This is a genomic window from Pseudomonas sp. R15(2017), assembly GCF_002112685.1.
GTDB lineage: Bacteria > Pseudomonadota > Gammaproteobacteria > Pseudomonadales > Pseudomonadaceae > Aquipseudomonas > Aquipseudomonas glycinae.
The window spans coordinates 62,095-79,891 of record NZ_NEII01000017.1; the positions used below are offsets into that span (position 1 = coordinate 62,095).

Genomic DNA, 17,797 nt, shown 5'->3' on the forward strand with positions numbered 1-17,797 from the left:
ATAAGAAGGCGGGGCTATGACTTCCTTGAGCACTCATCATCAGGACAAGGCGACGTTTCTCGAACGCCTGATCTTCAACAACCGCCCGGCAGTGATCGTGATCTGCCTGCTGGTCAGCATTTTCCTGTTCTGGCAGGCCACGCTGATCCGCCCGTCCACCAGTTTCGAAAAGATGATCCCGCTCAAGCATCCGTTCATTGAAAAGATGATGGAGCATCGCAACGATCTGGCGAACCTGGGCAACACCGTGCGCATTTCGGTGGAAGCGAAGGACGGCGACATCTTCTCCAGGGAGTACATGGAGACCCTGCGTCAGATCAACGACGAGGTGTTCTACATCTCCGGCGTCGACCGTTCCGGCCTCAAGTCGCTGTGGAGCCCGAGCGTGCGCTGGACCGAAGTGACCGAGGAAGGTTTTGCCGGCGGCGAAGTGATCCCGCAGAGCTACAACGGCTCCCAGGACAGCCTCGATCTGCTGCGCAACAACGTGCTCAAGTCCGGTCAGGTCGGGCGTCTGGTGGCCAACGACTTCAAGTCGAGCATCGTCGACATCCCGCTGCTGGAGTCCTACCCGGACCCACAGGACCAGGGCAAGCTGCTGGCGCTGGACTACCGCAAGTTCTCCCATGAGCTTGAAGATAAAATCCGCAACAAGTTCGAAGCGCAGAACCCCAACGTCAAGATCCACATCGTCGGTTTCGCCAAGAAGGTTGGCGACCTGATCGACGGTCTGGTGATGGTGGTGATGTTCTTCGGCATCGCCTTCGTCATCACCCTGATTCTGCTGCTGTGGTTCACCAACTGCCTGCGCAGCACTGTGGCGGTGTTGAGCACCACGCTGGTGGCGGTGGTCTGGCAATTGGGGTTGATGCACTTCTTCGGGTTCGGCCTCGATCCGTATTCGATGCTGGTGCCGTTCCTGATCTTCGCCATCGGCATTTCCCACGGCGTGCAGAAAATCAACGGGATCGCCCTGCAATCCGGCGAGGCGGACAACGCCCTGACCGCCGCGCGGCGCACGTTCCGGCAACTGTTCCTGCCGGGGATGATCGCGATTCTGGCGGACGCCGTCGGCTTCATCACGCTGTTGATCATCGACATCGGTGTGATCCGCGAATTGGCCATCGGCGCCTCCATCGGCGTGGCGGTGATCGTGTTCACCAACCTGATCCTGCTGCCGGTGGCGATTTCCTATGTCGGCATCAGCAAGCGCGCCATCGCCAAGAGCAAGAAGGACGCGCACCGCGAACATCCGTTCTGGCGCCTGCTGTCGAACTTCGCCAACCCGAAAGTCGCCCCGATTTCCATCGCCCTGGCGCTGGTCGCCTTCGGTGGCGGCCTCTGGTACAGCCAGAACCTGAAGATCGGCGACCTCGACCAGGGCGCGCCGGAACTGCGTCCGGACTCGCGCTACAACAAGGACAACAACTTCATCATCAGCAACTACTCGACCAGCTCCGACGTGCTGGTGGTGATGGTCAAGACCAAGTCCGAAGGCTGCTCGCGCTATGAAGCCATGGCGCCGATCGACGAGCTGATGTGGAAGATGCAGAACACCGAGGGCGTGCAGTCGGCGATCTCGCTGGTGACCGTGTCCAAGCAGATGATCAAGGGCATGAACGAGGGCAACCTGAAATGGGAAACCCTGTCGCGCAACCCGGACGTGCTGAACAACTCCATCGCCCGGGCCGATGGCCTGTACAACAACAGCTGTTCGCTGGCGCCGGTGCTGGTGTTCCTCAACGACCACAAGGCCGAAACCCTGGATCGCGCAGTGCATGCGGTGCAGGACTTCGCCAAGGAAAACAACAAGGAAGGCCTGGAATTCATCCTCGCGGCCGGTAACGCCGGGATCGAGGCGGCCACCAACGAGGTGATCAAGAAGTCCGAGCTGACCATCCTGATCCTGGTGTACATCTGCGTGGCGGTGATGTGCATGATCACCTTCCGCTCGTGGGCGGCGACCTTGTGCATCGTGCTGCCGCTGGTGCTGACCTCGGTGCTGGGCAACGCGCTGATGGCGTTCATGGGCATCGGCGTGAAGGTGGCGACGCTGCCGGTGGTGGCGCTGGGCGTGGGGATCGGCGTGGACTACGGCATCTACATCTACAGCCGTCTGGAAAGTTTTCTGCGTGCCGGTCTGCCGTTGCAGGAAGCCTATTACCAGACCCTCAAATCCACCGGTAAAGCGGTGCTGTTCACCGGTCTGTGCTTGGCCATCGGCGTGTGCACCTGGATCTTCTCGGCGATCAAGTTCCAGGCCGACATGGGCCTGATGCTGACCTTCATGCTGCTGTGGAACATGTTCGGTGCGCTGTGGCTGCTGCCGGCACTGGCGAAGTTCCTGATCAAGCCGGAGAAACTGGCGGGGCAGAAGGGCAACTCTCTGTTTGCTCACTGATCCATTTGGCTGAAATGAAAAAGCCGCAACCTTGAAGGGTTGCGGCTTTTTTATGTCTCGAAGTTCACGATTAACCCTGTGGGAGCTGGCTTGCCAGCGATAGCGGATCAACAGCCCACATCAATGTTGAATGTTAAGCCTTCATCGCTGGCAAGCCAGCTCTCACAGGGTTTTGTTGTGTTCAGGAGAGTTCGGTGCCGAGCACAACACTCAAAGCACTTCGCGCATCATCCAGCTGCACCAACGTCGCATGCCGCGCCCCCAGCGCATCCCGATTCTCGATCGCCGTCAGAATTGCCTTGTGCCGAGGCAATGCCAGTTCATGCAGATTCGGCCGCTGATTCGAATGCTTCAGCGCCTCGGCAATCGCCACCGCAAGCATGTTGCACAGGTTGGCCAGCAAGTCGTTGTGGGTTGCGTCAGCAATCCGGCTGTGAAAGTCCAGATCCGGTTGCAGCAAGGCTTCCGGGGTCGGTGCGGCTTCCATGCGCTGGTAAGCCTCGGCAATCGACGCGATATCGGCATCGGTCGCATGCTGGGCGGCGAGGGCGGCGGCGGCCGGTTCGATGATGCTGCGCACGCTGGTCAGGACGTTGAAGAACTCGTTCTGCGGGCTGCTTTGCATCAGCCAGTGCAGCACGTCCGGGTCGAGCATGTGCCATTCGCGGCGTGGCTTGACCACGGTGCCGACGCGCGGTTTGGAATACACCAGACCCTTGGCGACCAGCACTCGGGTGGCTTCGCGCAACACCGGCCGGCTGACCGCGTACTCCTCGCAGAGCAAGGCTTCGGCGGGCAGTTTGTCGCAGGGCAGAAAGCGTCCGGAAACAATCTGCATGCCCAGTTCCTGGACGATGCGCGAGTGCATGCTTTTACGGTCGGAAGGTTTGCGGTAATCCATGGGGAGTGGCGCGATCCTGAGCGATGGAGATGCCGCGCATCATAGCAGGCACGACGTAATCTGGAGCGAGGCAATGATCGTTCCCACGCTCTGCGTGGGAATGCCTGAAGGGACGCTCTGCGTTCCAGCTCTCGAATGGGACGCAGAGCGTCCCGGGCTGCATTCCCACGCGGAGCGTGGGAACGATCAGTCGGCGGTTTTAGTGGGAATGGCGCGGCACTTCAGCCCCTCGGCAACCGACGAGGAAGTCGAAATCGCAACCCTGATCCGCCTGCAGCACATGGTCGATGTACAACTGACGATACCCACCTACCAACAGCTGCTGCGGCGGTTGCAGATCCGCCATCCGCGCCGCCAGTTCAGCGTCCGGAATATCCAGATGCAAACGCCCGCTGGCGCAGTCCAGTTCGATCCAGTCACCTTCCTTCACCGCCGCCAAAGGCCCGCCGGCCGCCGCTTCCGGAGCGACGTGCAAGACAACGGTGCCATACGCGGTGCCGCTCATCCGTGCATCGGAGATGCGCACCATGTCGGTCACGCCCTGTGCCAGCAGCTTGGCCGGCAACCCCATGTTGCCGACTTCGGCCATGCCCGGATAACCCTTCGGCCCGCAATTTTTCATCACGAGAATCGAGTCCGCATCGACGTCCAGTTCCGGGTCGTTGATCCGCGCCTTGTACATGTCGAAGTTCTCGAAAACGACGGCGCGGCCACGGTGCTGCATCAGTTCCGGCGTGGCGGCTGACGGTTTGAGCACCGCGCCCAGTGGCGCCAGGTTGCCGCGCAATACGCAGATACCGCCGTCGGCGCGGATCGGATTGTCGAGAGTACGGATCACTTCGTCCTCGCCGTAGATCGGCGCGTCCTTGGTGTTCTCGCCGATGGATTTGCCGTTGACGGTCAATGCGTTCGGATTGGGAATCAGATTGGCCTCGCCAAGGCGGCGCAGCACGGCCGGCAAGCCGCCCGCGTAGTAGAACTCTTCCATCAGGAAACGCCCGGACGGTTGCAGGTCGACGATGGTCGGCATGCCACGACCGATGCGGGTCCAGTCGTCCAGATCCAACTCGACGCCGATGCGTCCGGCGATGGCTTTCAGGTGGATCACCGCGTTGGTCGAACCGCCAATCGCTGCGTTGACCCTGATCGCGTTTTCGAAGGCTTCCTTGGTCAGGATCTTCGACAGCTTCAAGTCTTCACGCACCATCTCGACCGCGCGCATGCCGGACATGTGCGCCAGCACATAACGCCGCGCATCCACTGCCGGAATCGCCGCGTTGTGCGGCAGGGAAGTGCCCAGTGCTTCGGCCATGCAGGCCATGGTCGACGCGGTACCCATGGTGTTGCAGGTACCGGCGGAGCGCGACATGCCGCCCTCGGCCGCGAGGAAATCGTCAATCGTGATGGTGCCGGCCTTGACCTGTTCGCTGAGCTGCCAGACCACGGTGCCGGAGCCGATGTCCTTACCCTTGTGCTTGCCGTTGAGCATCGGCCCGCCGGTGACAACGATCGCCGGCACGTCGCAACTGGCCGCGCCCATCAGCAGGGCCGGGGTGGTCTTGTCGCAACCGGTCAGCAGCACCACGCCGTCAATCGGGTTGCCGCGAATCGCTTCCTCGACGTCCATGCTCGCCAGGTTGCGGGTGAGCATGGCGGTCGGGCGCAGGTTCGACTCGCCATTGGAGAACACCGGGAATTCAACCGGAAAACCACCGGCCTCGATCACCCCGCGTTTGACGTGTTCCGCGATCTGGCGGAAGTGCGCGTTGCACGGGGTCAGCTCTGACCAGGTGTTGCAGATGCCGATGATCGGCTTGCCGTGGAACTGATGGTCGGCGATGCCCTGATTCTTCATCCAGCTGCGGTACATGAAGCCGTTCTTGTCGGCCGTGCCAAACCATTGGGCGGAGCGCAGGGTGGGTTTCTTATCAGACATGATCGATTCTCTTATTGTAAGACTATTGTTTGCGAGCTTCGGCTAAACATAAGCGCAAAATCGCCGCTTTGGAAGTGTTGTTGCGTAATTAGTATTACTATATAGTCGTTTTCGACGGAGGGATGGCCCTGGTGGTTTTCCGCGAGAGGCGTCCCCCGAGGTTCCATAAAAACAACAATCGGAGACCGATCTCATGAGCCAGGAACTGCGGCTTATCCGGCGCATCACGCTGAAACTGATTCCCTTCCTGATCCTGCTGTACCTGATCGCCTATGTGGATCGCTCCGCCGTCGGCTTCGCCAAGCTGCACATGGGCGCCGACATCGGCATTGGCGATGCCGCCTACGGCCTCGGCGCCGGGCTGTTTTTCATCGGCTACTTTCTGTTTGAAATCCCCAGCAATCTGATGCTCGAACGCTTTGGCGCGCGGCGCTGGTTTGCGCGGATCATGATCACCTGGGGCGCGATCACCATTGGCATGGCCTTCGTTCAGGGCCCGCACAGTTTCTACGTGATGCGCTTTCTGCTCGGCGCGGCGGAGGCGGGGTTCTTTCCCGGCGTTCTTTACTACATCACCCAATGGTTCCCGGTGCGCCATCGCGGCAAGATCCTCGGGTTGTTCATCCTGTCCCAACCCATCGCGATGATGATCACCGGCCCCGTTTCGGGCGGTTTGCTGGGCATGGACGGCATCCTCGGCCTGCATGGCTGGCAGTGGCTGTTCATCGTCATCGGTACCCCGGCGATCCTGCTGACCTGGCCGGTATTGCGCTGGTTGCCGGACGGCCCGCAGCAAGTGAAATGGATGGATCAGGCCGAGAAGGACTGGTTGACCGGCGAGCTGAAAAAGGACCTGCAGGAATACGGCCAGACCCGTCACGGCAATCCGCTGCATGCGCTGAAAGACAAACGTGTGTTGCTGCTGGCGCTGTTCTATCTGCCGGTCACCCTGAGCATTTATGGCCTGGGCCTGTGGCTGCCGACCCTGATCAAACAGTTCGGCGGCAGCGATCTGGTGACCGGTTTTGTGTCATCGGTGCCGTACATCTTCGGGATCATCGGCCTGCTGATCATTCCGCGCAGTTCCGACCGTTTGAATGATCGCTATGGTCATCTGGCGGTGCTCTATGTGCTGGGCGCCATGGGCCTGTTCCTCAGTGCCTGGCTGTCGTTGCCGGTAGCGCAACTGGCGGCGTTGTGTCTGGTGGCGTTCGCGCTGTTTTCCTGCACGGCGGTGTTCTGGACGTTGCCGGGGCGCTTCTTCGCTGGTGCCAGTGCGGCGGCCGGTATTGCGTTGATCAACTCGGTGGGCAACCTCGGCGGCTACATCGGCCCGTTCGTGATCGGCGCCTTGAAGGAATACACCGGCAACCTCGCTTCGGGTCTGTACTTCCTGTCCGGCGTGATGGTGTTCGGGCTGATTCTGACGGGCGTCGTCTATCGCGTGCTGGAGCGCAAGCATGTGCTGCCAGTCGAGCAATTTGCAGCGAGCGCACGCGGTGCCACTCGAACCTGAATGATCGGCGCTATCCCTTGTGGGAGCTGGCTTGCCAGCGATGACGTCAGCACATTCAGTATTGATGTATCTGACAGATGGTTATCGCTGGCAAGCCAGCTCCCACAGGGTCTTGGGGTGTTTCGAAGGCTTGTTTACAGGAGAGGATTTATGCATCTGGTTCAATTCGAATTGAGTAGCGGCGAGCGCCGTGTCGGGGTGGTCGAGGACGGTCTGGTGCGTGAAGTGCAGGATGCGCGCACGGTTCGTGATCTGGCCCTGGCCGCGATCGAGGCCGGCAACACGCTCGTGCAGCAAGTGCAAACCCTCGGCTTGGGCATCAGCCATGATTACGCCGAGTTGCTGGCCCAACTGCGCATCCTGCCGCCACTCGATCACCCGGACCCCGCGCACCTGCTGGTCAGCGGCACCGGCCTCACCCACCTGGGCAGTGCCTCGGCCCGGGACAAGATGCATCAGCAGGCCGGCGACGAAGCGTCGATGACCGACACCATGCGTATCTTCAAATGGGGCGTGGAGGGCGGCAAACCGGCGGCGGGGCAGGCGGGTGTGCAGCCGGAATGGTTCTACAAGGGCGACGGCAGCATTGTCGTGCGTCCTGGCCAGCCGTTCCCGCTGCCGCCGTTTGCCGAAGACGCCGGCGAGGAGCCGGAGATGGCCGGCCTCTACATCATCGGCCACGATGGCAAGCCGTATCGCCTCGGTTTTGCGGTGGGCAACGAGTTCTCCGATCACGTCATGGAACGCAAGAATTACCTGTACCTGGCCCACTCCAAACTGCGCAGTTGCAGCTACGGCCCGGAACTTCGCACGGGTGAATTGCCTCAACACCTGGCGGGCACCAGTCGCATCCTGCGCGACGGCGAAGTGCTGTGGCAAAACGAGTTCCTCAGCGGCGAGGCCAACATGTGCCACAGCCTGGCGAACCTCGAGTACCACCACTTCAAGTACCGCCAGTTCCTGCGTCCGGGTGATGTGCACATTCACTTCTTCGGCACCGCGACCCTGTCGTTCGCCGATGGCATTCGCACTCAGCCGGGTGATGTATTCGAAATCAACCAGGCCGAATTCGGCGCACCGCTGGTCAACGGCATCGCCCCGGTCGCAGCGGCATTCGAACCGGACAGCATCGGCACCCTTTAAGGAGATCCCATGACTCAGATTCTCGGTCACAACTACATCGGCGGTCGTCGCAGCGCGGCGGGCAACGTCAAACTGCAAAGCGTCGACGCCACCACGGGCGAAGCACTGCCCCACGATTTCATTCAGGCCACGGAAGCGGAAGTGGACGCTGCCGCCAAGGCCGCTGCGGCGGCGTATCCGGCGTATCGCAGCCTCAGCGCCGAACGCCGCGCACAGTTTCTCGATGCAATCGCCGATGAGCTGGACGCGCTGGGCGATGACTTCGTGGCCGTGGTCTGTCGCGAAACCGCACTGCCTGCCGGACGGATTCAAGGTGAAAGAGGGCGCACCAGCGGCCAGATGCGCTTGTTCGCCAAAGTCCTGCGACGCGGTGATTTCTACGGTGCACGCATCGACCTGCCGTTGCCGGATCGTCAGCCGTTGCCGCGTCCGGATCTGCGCCAGTACCGCATCGGCCTGGGGCCGGTGGCGGTGTTCGGCGCCAGCAATTTTCCGCTGGCATTCTCCACCGCCGGCGGCGATACCGCGTCGGCGCTGGCGGCCGGTTGCCCGGTGGTGTTCAAGGCTCACAGCGGTCATATGGCCACAGCCGAACTCGTTGCCGACGCGTTGATCCGTGCAGCAGAAAAAACCGCTATGCCGGCCGGTGTGTTCAACATGATCTACGGCGGTGGCGTCGGCGAATGGCTGGTCAAGCATCCTGCGATTCTGGCCGTGGGTTTCACCGGCTCGCTGCGTGGCGGACGGGCGCTGTGTGACATGGCCGCCGCGCGGCCTCAGCCAATCCCGGTATTTGCCGAGATGTCGAGCATCAACCCGGTGATCGTATTGCCCGAGGCCCTGGCCGTGCGTTCGGAAACCGTTGCTCGCGATCTGACCGCGTCGGTGGTGCAGGGCTGCGGTCAGTTCTGTACCAATCCGGGCCTGGTGATCGGCATTCGCTCAGCGCAGTTCACGGCATTCATAGAGCAAGTCGCGGCGCTGATCAGTGATCAACCGGCGCAAACCATGCTCAATGCCGGCACCCTCGGCAGCTACGGCAAAGGCCTGGAAAAACTCTTGGCCCACGCCGGCATTGAGCATCTGGCGGGTAATCCGCAACAGGGCAATCAGGCACAACCGCAGTTGTTCAAGGCCGATGTCAGCCTGCTGATCGATGGCGATGAAGTGCTGCAGGAAGAAGTGTTCGGCCCGACCACTGTGATCGTTGAAGTGGCTGACAAGGCGCAGTTGAGCGCGGCGTTGCAGGGCCTGCATGGGCAACTGACGGCGACGATTATCGGCGAGCAGGCGGATTTCGAACGCTTCCCGGAGCTGACGCCGTTGCTGGAGCAGAAGGTCGGACGGATCCTGCTCAATGGTTATCCGACCGGTGTCGAAGTCTGTGACTCGATGGTTCACGGCGGGCCGTACCCGGCAACCTCCGATGCTCGGGGCACTTCGGTGGGTACGCTGGCGATCGATCGTTTCCTGCGCCCGGTGTGCTTCCAGAACTACCCCGACAGCCTGCTGCCGGAACCGCTGAAAAACGCCAACCCGCTGCGTATTCAGCGGCTGGTCGACGGCAAGCCATCGCGCGAAGCCCTGTAACCACACCGAAAACCCTGTGGGAGCTGGCTTGCCAGCGATGGCGGCGGCACATTCAGTATTTATGTGACTGACAAATTGCAATCGCAGGCTGGCCAGCTCCCACAGGGATCGTTGATCGTTCCCACGCTCCGCGTGGGAATGCAGCCCGGGACGCTCTGCGTCCCATTCGAGAGCTGGAACGCGGAGCGTCCCTTGAGGCATTCCCACGCAGAGCGTGGGAACGATCAAGAGCGGGGCTTTGAGCTATCATTGCCCCTTTCCCCCTGAAAGACATGATTGCCATGACTGCCGTAACCGACACCCTTCTCAACGCCCTCGAACACTGCGGTATGGTCGAAATCGACGGCCTGCACGCTTTCGAATTCGCCCTCGACGAAGACGACAACCTGCACATCGAATGCATCGATGGCCGAACAGCCAAGCACTGGGAATTCACCCCGGCTCAGGTGGCGGCGGCGACGTTTGATGAAGACCTGCAGAGCTGGCTGATCGTCGGTTTTTCCAGCGACACCAAGACCGTCGGCGAACACCGTCTGGTCTGCCTCGGGGATGTACTGAGCAGCGCCGACGACGAGGATGAAGCCGAATGAACATGCGTAAATTCTGGCCATTGCTGATGGCCGGCAGCGTCGGTGCGATGGGACTTTCCAGTGCCTCGGCCGAGAGCTTCCAGTTTTTGGTGGGCTCCTACACCGCCGGCACCAGCGAAGGCATCTACCGGATGAACTTCGACAGCGCCACCGGACAGATCGACGCCAAACCGCTGCAAGTGATCAAGAGCGAAAACCCGTCGTGGCTGACCCTGTCGAAGGATCAGCGCCGGTTGTTCGTGGTCAACGAAAACGGCCCAGGCCAGAAAGATCCGGTCGGTCGTGTGAGCAGCTACGCCATCGATCCGAAGACCCACGCGCTGACCCTGATCAATCAGGTCCAGAGCCTGGGCAATGAGCCGACCCATTCGAGCCTCAGCGCCGACGCCAGCCATCTGTTCGTCAGCAACTACTCGGTGGTTGAAGATCCGGGCGGCACCCTCGCGGTATTGCCGGTGGGCAGCGACGGCAAGCTCAAACCGGTGGTGCAGATGAGCGCGCACCCGGCGAGCCGGGTCAATCCCGAGCGTCAGGCCTCGAACCACGTGCACTCGACGGTGTCCTCGCCGGACGGCCGTTACGTGTTCTCCAATGACCTGGGTGCGGACAAGGTCTTCATCTACCAATTCGACCCGAAAGCCAACCCGGATCTGCCGCTGACCCCGGCGAAAACCGCGTCGGTGCAACTGCCAGCCGGCAGCGGCCCGCGTCATCTGTTGTTCAGCGCGGACGGCAAACATGCCTGGCTGACCATGGAAATGAGTGCTCAGGTCGCGGTATTCGACTACAAGGACGGCGTGCTGACTCAGACACAACTGGTCGATCTGGCTGCCGGCCAGCCAACCTCGGACAAAGCCGCCGCCGCGCTGCACTCGTCCGCCGATGGCAAATTCCTCTACGTCAGCAACCGTGGCACCGCCAATCAGCTGCTGGTGTTCGCCATCGACCCGGCCAGTGGCCAGCTCAAGGAATTGCAACGACGTTCGGTGGAAGGCGATCACCCGCGCGAGTTCAGCCTCGATCCAAGCGGTAAATTCCTGCTGATCGCCAACCAGAAGAGCAACCAGATTGTCGTGGTCGAGCGCGACGGCAAGACCGGTCTGCTGGGCAAAACCGTGCAAAACCTGCCGATGGACGCCCCGAGCGATCTCAAGTTTCTCGTGCGTCAATAAGCCGCAGGCCCCGGTCTACGGGGCCTGAAGCTTTGTATTAATCCTGCTGATAACAGGTAATGTTGCAAAGCATTTCAAGCGATCAACCCTCGAGCGTTAAGTTTGCTCCACGGCCCAACCGGGCAAGCCAGCCAACTGAACACGAGGGTTACCGCCATGAACTTCAATCTCTTCTCCGTAATTGCCGCTTCCGCCATCTCCGCTACCGTGGCTCTGCCAGCCAGCGCCAACGTTGAAATCAGCGACAAAAAAGCCCACACCCAGAGCTACACCCAGAAATACCTGCAACAAAGCGCCAACTTCTACGCCGCGCTGGATCACAAAGCTCAACACTGAAATTTCCGTCACGCCCTGGAACTGCCCAAGGCTGCGATCCTTTGATCTTGTTTCCCAAAAAGCAAAATCAAAAGATCGCAGCCTTGGGCAGTTTTTTGTCTGCGCAACGATCGGCGATAGCCATTTTCAAACGGCGAGATAGACCGGCTAAATAATCAACGAAGCTGATGGTTACTATGGAAAACCCTGAGTGGTTACCCCGGCTTTTTTGATCGATTCTGTGGACCTCGAAACATTGTCCACGGAGCACACATCATGGCCAGTTCAATCATCACTTCCGCCAAACGCGGCGCCTACGTGGCCATCGGTCTGTACTTGGTCATGGTGTTGTTCGTCAGTCTGGCGTCGCAGTCGCAACACAGCTTCGAAGCACCGATCGACGTCGCCCATCCTGGCATCCAGTTCGAACTTCGCTCGCAAAACGCGGCGGTCGGTTCAGCTGAACTCGCGGGAGTCGGCGGAGCATGAAAGGCTACAGACTCTGGGTCATCGCCGGGCTGGCGTTTCTGACCAACGGCGCTTCCCTGTTGGGATTCGGCCAGGGTTCGGTCGGCGGACTGGCCCGGGCCATAGAGGCCAACCACAGCATTGCTCACAACATCGAACGGGCCAATGCGCTGGGGCTGTTGGCCGGCAATCCACCAGTGAAAACTGCCATCGGTTTTCTCGGCCCGTTTGAAGTGGATTGCTCGGCCATCGGCATGTGTGAAGTGCTGGCGTAACGCGCCTACTTTTTCATGATGCCGGTGAACAGCTCCGATTCCAGAAACCGCTGCAACCAGGCCTGCAACCGCACGTAAGGCGTCTGCGCAAACCAGTCACGATCAACGTGAGCGAACTGGCGAACGAACGGCAACAGCGCGATATCGGCCAGGCTCGGATGATTGGCCAGCAAGTAATCGCGACCTTCGAGCAACTCATCCAGTTTCTGCAAGAACAGAGCACCTTCCGCCCGATAAACCTCCATCGGCTGTTCCGGATAACGCTCGGCGTACTTGTAGCGATTCAGGTGAATCTTGAATACGCGATCGTTGGCTTCGATCAACTCGGCAATCCTTGAGTCACCACCCAGCAACCAGTCATCCGGATCATGCTGCGCCAGCGCCCAACGCATGATTTCCAGGCTCTCATCGATCACCTGGCCGTCCGCGTCCAGCACCGGCACCGTGCCCTTGGGCGAGATCGCCAACATCTCCGCCGGTTTGGCTTTCAGACTGACTTCGACGATCTCCACCGGCACGCCCGAATAACGCAGGGCCATCCGTGCCCGCATCGCGTACGGGCAGCGGCGGAAGGAATACAGCGTGTTCATTTCACCTCCAGTGTGCTCAGACCGTTGCCCTGGCGCTGTACCTGAATCTGCACCGGAATCCGCTCGTGCATTTCCTGCACGTGGGAAATCACCGCGACCTTGCGGCCCTGCGCCTGCAAGCCGTCGAGGGCGTCCATGGCCAGTTGCAGGGATTCCGGATCGAGGCTGCCGAAACCTTCGTCGATGAACAGCGATTCGATCTTCAGCGTGCTCGACGCCATCGAGGCCAGGCCCAGGGCGAGGGCCAGCGAGACCAGGAAGGTTTCGCCGCCGGACAGCGAATGCACCGAGCGCAGTTCGTCGCCCATTTCGGTGTCCATCACCAGCAGGCCGAGCATGCTGCCGCCGCGCTTGAGGCGATAGCGCTTGACCAGTTGCCGCAGCTGTACGTTGGCGTGATGCACCAGCAAGTCGAGGTTGTAGGCTTGGGCGATCTTGCGGAAGGTGTCGCCGGTGGCCGAGCCGATCAGCGCATTGAGCCGCGCCCAGCGCTGATACTCGGCATAGGCATCGGCGATCTGCTGCGCCAGCGCCTGATTGGCGTTCTGGCGCCGCTGGTCTTCGGCCTGCTCGGCGCGCAGTTCGGCACATTGCTGTTCGCTGGCCGTGCACTGGTTTTGCAGGTCGGCGAGGGCGCTGGCGAGCTGTTCGGCATCCAGATTGCCGTTGTGCTGGGCCTGATGTTCGAGCAGACGCTGATCGCGTTCCTGCAACAACACCTTGGCCTGTTCAACGGCTTTTTCGTTGTGCTGCAAGCGCTGGCGCAGTTCGTCGACCTGCGCGTCATCGATCCGCAGCAGCTCTTCGAGGCCACCGTCATCCAGTTCCGGATGGCGCGCACGCCAGTCGGCAATCTTGCCGGCCAGATCGCGGTCTTCGGTTTCCAGCGCTTGCAGACGCTCTTGCTGCGCTTTCAGTTCGGCGGCGATTTGCACGAGCTGCGTACGCGCGTCCTGCAGCGCCTGAGTCGTCGTGGATTCGGCGTTGCGCGCCTGCTCCACGGCCTGTTCCAGTTGCTGCTGCCAATGCTCGGCGCAGCTGTGATCTCCCAACAATTGCGCCAGTTTTTCCTGACTGGCCTGTTGTTGCCCGGTCAGCGCGTTGAGTTGCTGCTTAGCGTTTTGCAGCTGCTGCACACGGCCCTGTTGGCGGTCCTGTTCTTTCTCGAGCGTCTGCTGGCGCTGTTGCTGTTCGGCCAGCTCTTCCTTCTGCTGATCGACTTGCGCCAGGCGTTCGGCGATCTGCCGGTCAAGCTGCATGAAGGTCGCAGCCGGTTCAGCGCGCAAGGCATCGAGGGTGTCGCTCGGCAGCAGTGTGGCGAAGGCCGCCAGTTCTTCGTCCAGGCGCTGGCGGTCAGCGCTCAGCTCGCGTTGCTGATTGCTCAGGTGCTGAGTCGCTTGCTGGTGTGCGGTCTCGGCCTGACGCAATTGCTGGGTCAGGCGCGCCGCATCCTGTTGCAGCGTGAGCAGGGCGGTCTGGCGCTGTTCGTCCTGGGTAATGCTCTGATTCAGTTGTTCGTTCTGGCGGGTCAGCCACGTGGCGCGCTTGTCACTGTCCTGATTCAGCAACGATGTCGCGAGCGGATGTGCCTCGATGCTCGGCGTCAGCGCCAGCTGCTGGGCGGCCAGTTGTTCCTGCTGTTGCAGCAGTTCCTTTTGCCGAGCAATCACCCCACCGACATCAGCGCGCAGCTCGGTGAGTTTTTCCTTCAGTTGATCGACGGCTTGCTGCGCGCTGGCCTGCTCGCTTTCATCGTGACGGCCGAGGCTTTGCAGCAGGGCTTCCGGCTGATGATACGGGTGCTCGTTGCTGCCGCACACTGGGCACGGCTGGTCGTCCTGCAACTGCGCGCGCAACTCTTCGACACTGGCACTGCGGGCCAGACGCTGGCGTTCGAGCAGTTCGCGGGTGACGTTGAGGGTCTGTTCGGCGACGGTCAGCTCGGACTTGGTTTTCACCCCGTCCTGAGTCAGGCGCTCGCGTTCCTGTTGCGCATCGAGCTGACGCTGTTGCAGTTCGGCACTGCGCTTGTCCAGCTCCTGCTGACTGGCCCACAGGCGCGTCAGGTCCTCGACGGCGCGCAATTGCTTGCGGTTGTCCTGCAACAGATTGCCGAGGATGCCGATCTGTTCGGCGACGGCGTCCGGTTCGGCACCGGCCTCTTTGAACAGCACTTCCAGCTGCTGCTTCTGCGTGGCGAGCGCTTCGCTGGCGCGGGTGGCGTTTTCTTCGAGGGAAGCGAGTTCGCTTTCGCCCTTGTTCAACCGATTGCCGATCAGCATCAGTTGCTGCAAGCGGTCGCGATAGGCATTCCACGCTTCGCTCAACGGTGCCAGATGAGCGCTTTGCTCAAGATCGGCGGCGATACGTTGCAAACGTTCAGCGACTTGTTTTTGCTGATCGAGCAGGGACTGGATTGTGCTTTGGCCCTGGGTGCAGGCCTGCTCTGCGGCGTGCTTCGCTTCGGCGCCGGACGCAACGTCCTTGGCGAGGCGGGCGAGGGTGCTTTGCTCCTCGAAAGCCTGGCGCAATAGTGGGGCGCTTTCGCTCAACTGCGTTTGCGCCTGGGTCAGGGCGATCTGCGCGGCGGCGAGATCCTGTTCCAGTCGCGTCTGGCGCTCGGTCAGTTCGCTTTCTTGCCGGGTGTGCGCGCTGATCTGTTCCGCCAGTGGCGTCAGCAGTGCATCCAGTTCGGTTTTGCGGGCGAACTGGTGCCGTTGCGGCGCGAGTTGTTCCAGGCGGGTGAGCTTCAAACGCTCACCGGCCAGCGACTCTCGCTCATGCTCGGCGCTGCGCAGTTGCTCGGCGGCGGCTAGTTGGGAGTCTTGCAGTCGTAGCAGCTCTTTTAGCCAGTCGTGCTGTTGCTCGATCTGCTTGAGCTGCGCTTGCTGCAACTTCAATTGTTGTTGGGCGGCATTGAAGCGTTCGTCGAGTTCGGCGCGGGCTTCAGGGGCCAGCGGAGTCACGCCGATGGCCTGATCCTGCAACTGCTTGTGGGCTTCGCGGGCCTCTTTGGTCTTGTCGAACGCGCGGCGGCCGAGGCGGGTGTAGAGCGCGGTGTCGGTGAGCTTTTCCAGCAGTTCGCTGCGGTCGTTGTCGTCGGCCTTGAGGAAGGCACTGAACTCGCTCTGGGCCAGCAGCACGGCGCGGGTGAACTGTTCGAAGTTCAGGCCCAGTGCGGCTTCGAGCTGAGTCTTGTACTCGCCTTTCTGACTGGCGAGCAGTTGATCCTGATCGATGTCGCGCAGGCTCTGACGGCTGGCCTGCAACTTGCCGCCGGCCTTTTCCCGGGCGCGGTTGGCTTCCCAGCGCGCACGATAGCGGCGGCCATCGACGCCGACAAAATCCACTTCGGCAAAGCCTTCACCGGTGCCGCGACGCAGCAGGGTGCGCGGGTCACCGGTGGCGATTTCGCCGTCGGCGTCCGGCACCTTGGCGTCACGCCCGGTGTTGTTCAGGCGTGGCACGGCGCCGAACAGCGCCAGGCACAAGGCATCGAGCAGAGTGCTTTTACCGGCGCCGGTGGGGCCGGTGATCGCGAACAGACCGGCGCTGGCCAGCGGTTCGGCGGTGAAGTCGATCTCGAACGGGCCGGCCAGCGACGCGAGGTTTTTCAAGCGAATGGCGAGAATCTTCATGGCTGCTCGCCCTCCATTTGTACGTCTTGCAGCAGTTCGGCGAAGTCCTTGAGGGTTTGCTCGTCGACCTCGTTGCCGTAATTGTCGAGCCAGGCGCGACTGAACAACTCCTGCGGCGTGAGCTGGTCCAGCTCGATCAGCGCGCTGCCGTCCTCGGCGCCGTCAGCGCCCCGGTTGCCGGCGTATTCGGCGGCGATTCGCACCAGTCGCACAGCCTTGCCTTGCAGGGCGCTTTCGACCTGATGGCGCAGATCCGGTTGCGGCTCGTCGAGGCGCACCCGCACTTCCAGCCACGGTTGGCGCTGGGTTTCGGCCAGCAGGTCGATGTTCGGCAGGTCGGCCAGTTGCAGCAGGATTTCGGCCAGCGGCGCAGGGCCGAGGCGCTGCAAGTTTACGGAGCGGGGGATCAGCATAGGCTCGACGCTGACCAGGGTTTCGCCTTCCAGAACGACGTCGAGAACCTGGTGCTGATAACTGATTTCTGAAAACGACAACGGAATCGGCGAGCCGCTGTAGCGAATCCGCTCTTCACCGTTGACCTTCTGCGGCTTGTGCAAATGGCCGAGCGCGACATAGCTGATGCTCGGCCCGAACAGGCTGGCAGGCAGGGCTTCGGCGCTGCCGATGATCAGGCTGCGCTCGGAGTCTTCCGACACCGAGCCGCCGGCCATGTGCGCGTGGCTGATGGCGACCAATGCCTGACCCGGCTGACGCTTGGCATTGGCCGCTTCGATCAGCCATTCATGCACCTGGCCAATGCCGCGCAGGTAGTTGTCGCCCAGATGCGCGCCGGTCACTTCGGCAGGCCGCAGGAACGGCAGCGCCAGGCACCATGCAGCGATTTCACCGGTGGCGTCCGGCAGCGGCAACAGCAGGCGTTCCGCATCCAGCTGCCCGTCGTCCAGCCACAGCACCCGACCCAGCGCATGGGTGCGCAAACGCCGCATCAGCGGCGCGGGCAGTTCGATTCGTGAGCCGGAATCGTGGTTGCCGGCGATCATCACGATGGTCAGCAACGGCTGCTGCTCGTGGGCGCTGACGATGAAATCGTAGAGGCGTTCCTGGGCTTTGACCGGCGGGTTCACCGTATCGAAGATGTCGCCGGCGATCAGCAGCACGTCCGGCTGCGCCAGCTTCAATTGGCGCAGCAGCCACTCGAGAAAACAGGCGTGCTCGAAATCGCGCTCCTGGCCGTGCAGGTTCTGCCCAAGGTGCCAGTCGGAGGTGTGAAACAGACGCAAGGCTGACTCCGCAATATAAAG

At 61.5% G+C, this 17,797-nt stretch carries 14 protein-coding genes; 9 read left to right on the top strand and 5 right to left on the bottom strand.

The features are described 5' to 3' along the window. Positions 1–16 precede the first annotated feature (16 nt). Positions 17–2,401, top strand: coding sequence for an RND family transporter (locus CAF77_RS27125; RefSeq protein WP_064380418.1), 2,385 nt, complete (start codon positions 17–19; stop codon positions 2,399–2,401). Positions 2,402–2,582: 181 nt separating this feature from the next. On the opposite strand, the gene CAF77_RS27130 is transcribed toward CAF77_RS27125, so the two are convergent. Together CAF77_RS27130 and CAF77_RS27135 are read right to left on the bottom strand one after the other, a co-directional pair. Beyond that, complete coding sequence (locus tag CAF77_RS27130) at positions 2,583–3,302, bottom strand: FadR/GntR family transcriptional regulator (protein ID WP_039766869.1); 720 nt, start codon at positions 3,300–3,302, stop codon at positions 2,583–2,585. Between the two features lie 199 nt (positions 3,303–3,501). Then, positions 3,502–5,238, bottom strand: coding sequence for an IlvD/Edd family dehydratase (locus CAF77_RS27135; RefSeq protein ID WP_064380416.1), 1,737 nt, complete (start codon positions 5,236–5,238; stop codon positions 3,502–3,504). 193 nt (positions 5,239–5,431) lie between these two features. Here CAF77_RS27135 and CAF77_RS27140 point away from each other — a divergent pair, with 193 nt between their 5' ends. From CAF77_RS27140 to CAF77_RS27175, 8 genes are all read left to right on the top strand, one after another. Continuing rightward, positions 5,432–6,754, top strand: a complete 1,323-nt coding sequence (locus CAF77_RS27140) for an MFS transporter (protein WP_064380415.1) — start codon at positions 5,432–5,434, stop codon at positions 6,752–6,754. 150 nt (positions 6,755–6,904) lie between these two features. Next, on the top strand, positions 6,905–7,897 hold the full coding sequence (gene araD1, locus CAF77_RS27145) for an AraD1 family protein (RefSeq protein WP_064380412.1): 993 nt from the start codon (positions 6,905–6,907) through the stop codon (positions 7,895–7,897). 9 nt (positions 7,898–7,906) lie between these two features. Next, the gene (locus CAF77_RS27150; protein WP_064380410.1) at positions 7,907–9,487 is read left to right on the top strand and encodes an aldehyde dehydrogenase (NADP(+)); all 1,581 of its coding nucleotides are present in this window, start codon (positions 7,907–7,909) and stop codon (positions 9,485–9,487) included. 281 nt (positions 9,488–9,768) lie between these two features. Continuing rightward, positions 9,769–10,077, top strand: coding sequence for a DUF5629 family protein (locus tag CAF77_RS27155; RefSeq protein ID WP_064384062.1), 309 nt, complete (start codon positions 9,769–9,771; stop codon positions 10,075–10,077). Next, the gene (locus CAF77_RS27160) at positions 10,074–11,249 is read left to right on the top strand and encodes a lactonase family protein (protein WP_064380408.1); all 1,176 of its coding nucleotides are present in this window, start codon (positions 10,074–10,076) and stop codon (positions 11,247–11,249) included. Before CAF77_RS27155 ends, CAF77_RS27160 begins: the two co-directional genes overlap by 4 nt. A 156-nt stretch (positions 11,250–11,405) precedes the next feature. Then, positions 11,406–11,585 carry a hypothetical protein gene (locus CAF77_RS27165; protein ID WP_064380406.1) on the top strand — a complete coding sequence of 60 codons (180 nt, stop codon included), beginning with the start codon at positions 11,406–11,408 and terminating at the stop codon, positions 11,583–11,585. A gap of 255 nt (positions 11,586–11,840) precedes the next feature. After that, entirely contained in the window at positions 11,841–12,053 is a 213-nt protein-coding gene (locus tag CAF77_RS27170; protein WP_064380404.1) for a hypothetical protein, read from the top strand. Then, positions 12,050–12,307 (top strand): hypothetical protein, encoded by a 258-nt coding sequence (locus tag CAF77_RS27175; RefSeq protein ID WP_064380402.1) that lies wholly within the window; start codon positions 12,050–12,052, stop codon positions 12,305–12,307. The genes CAF77_RS27170 and CAF77_RS27175 overlap by 4 nt, the downstream gene beginning before the upstream one ends. 5 nt (positions 12,308–12,312) lie before the next feature. On the opposite strand, the gene CAF77_RS27180 is transcribed toward CAF77_RS27175, so the two are convergent. Genes CAF77_RS27180 through CAF77_RS27190 form a run of 3 tightly spaced genes read right to left on the bottom strand, consistent with a single transcriptional unit; the run spans position 12,313 to position 17,776 of the window. After that, positions 12,313–12,897, bottom strand: a complete 585-nt coding sequence (locus CAF77_RS27180; protein ID WP_064380400.1) for a glutathione S-transferase — start codon at positions 12,895–12,897, stop codon at positions 12,313–12,315. Then, positions 12,894–16,535: an AAA family ATPase gene (locus CAF77_RS27185; protein ID WP_064380398.1), complete on the bottom strand. Its 3,642-nt coding sequence runs from the start codon at positions 16,533–16,535 to the stop codon at positions 12,894–12,896. The genes CAF77_RS27180 and CAF77_RS27185 overlap by 4 nt, the downstream gene beginning before the upstream one ends. Then, the gene (locus CAF77_RS27190) at positions 16,532–17,776 is read right to left on the bottom strand and encodes an exonuclease SbcCD subunit D C-terminal domain-containing protein (protein WP_064380396.1); all 1,245 of its coding nucleotides are present in this window, start codon (positions 17,774–17,776) and stop codon (positions 16,532–16,534) included. Before CAF77_RS27190 ends, CAF77_RS27185 begins: the two co-directional genes overlap by 4 nt. Positions 17,777–17,797 lie beyond the last annotated feature (21 nt).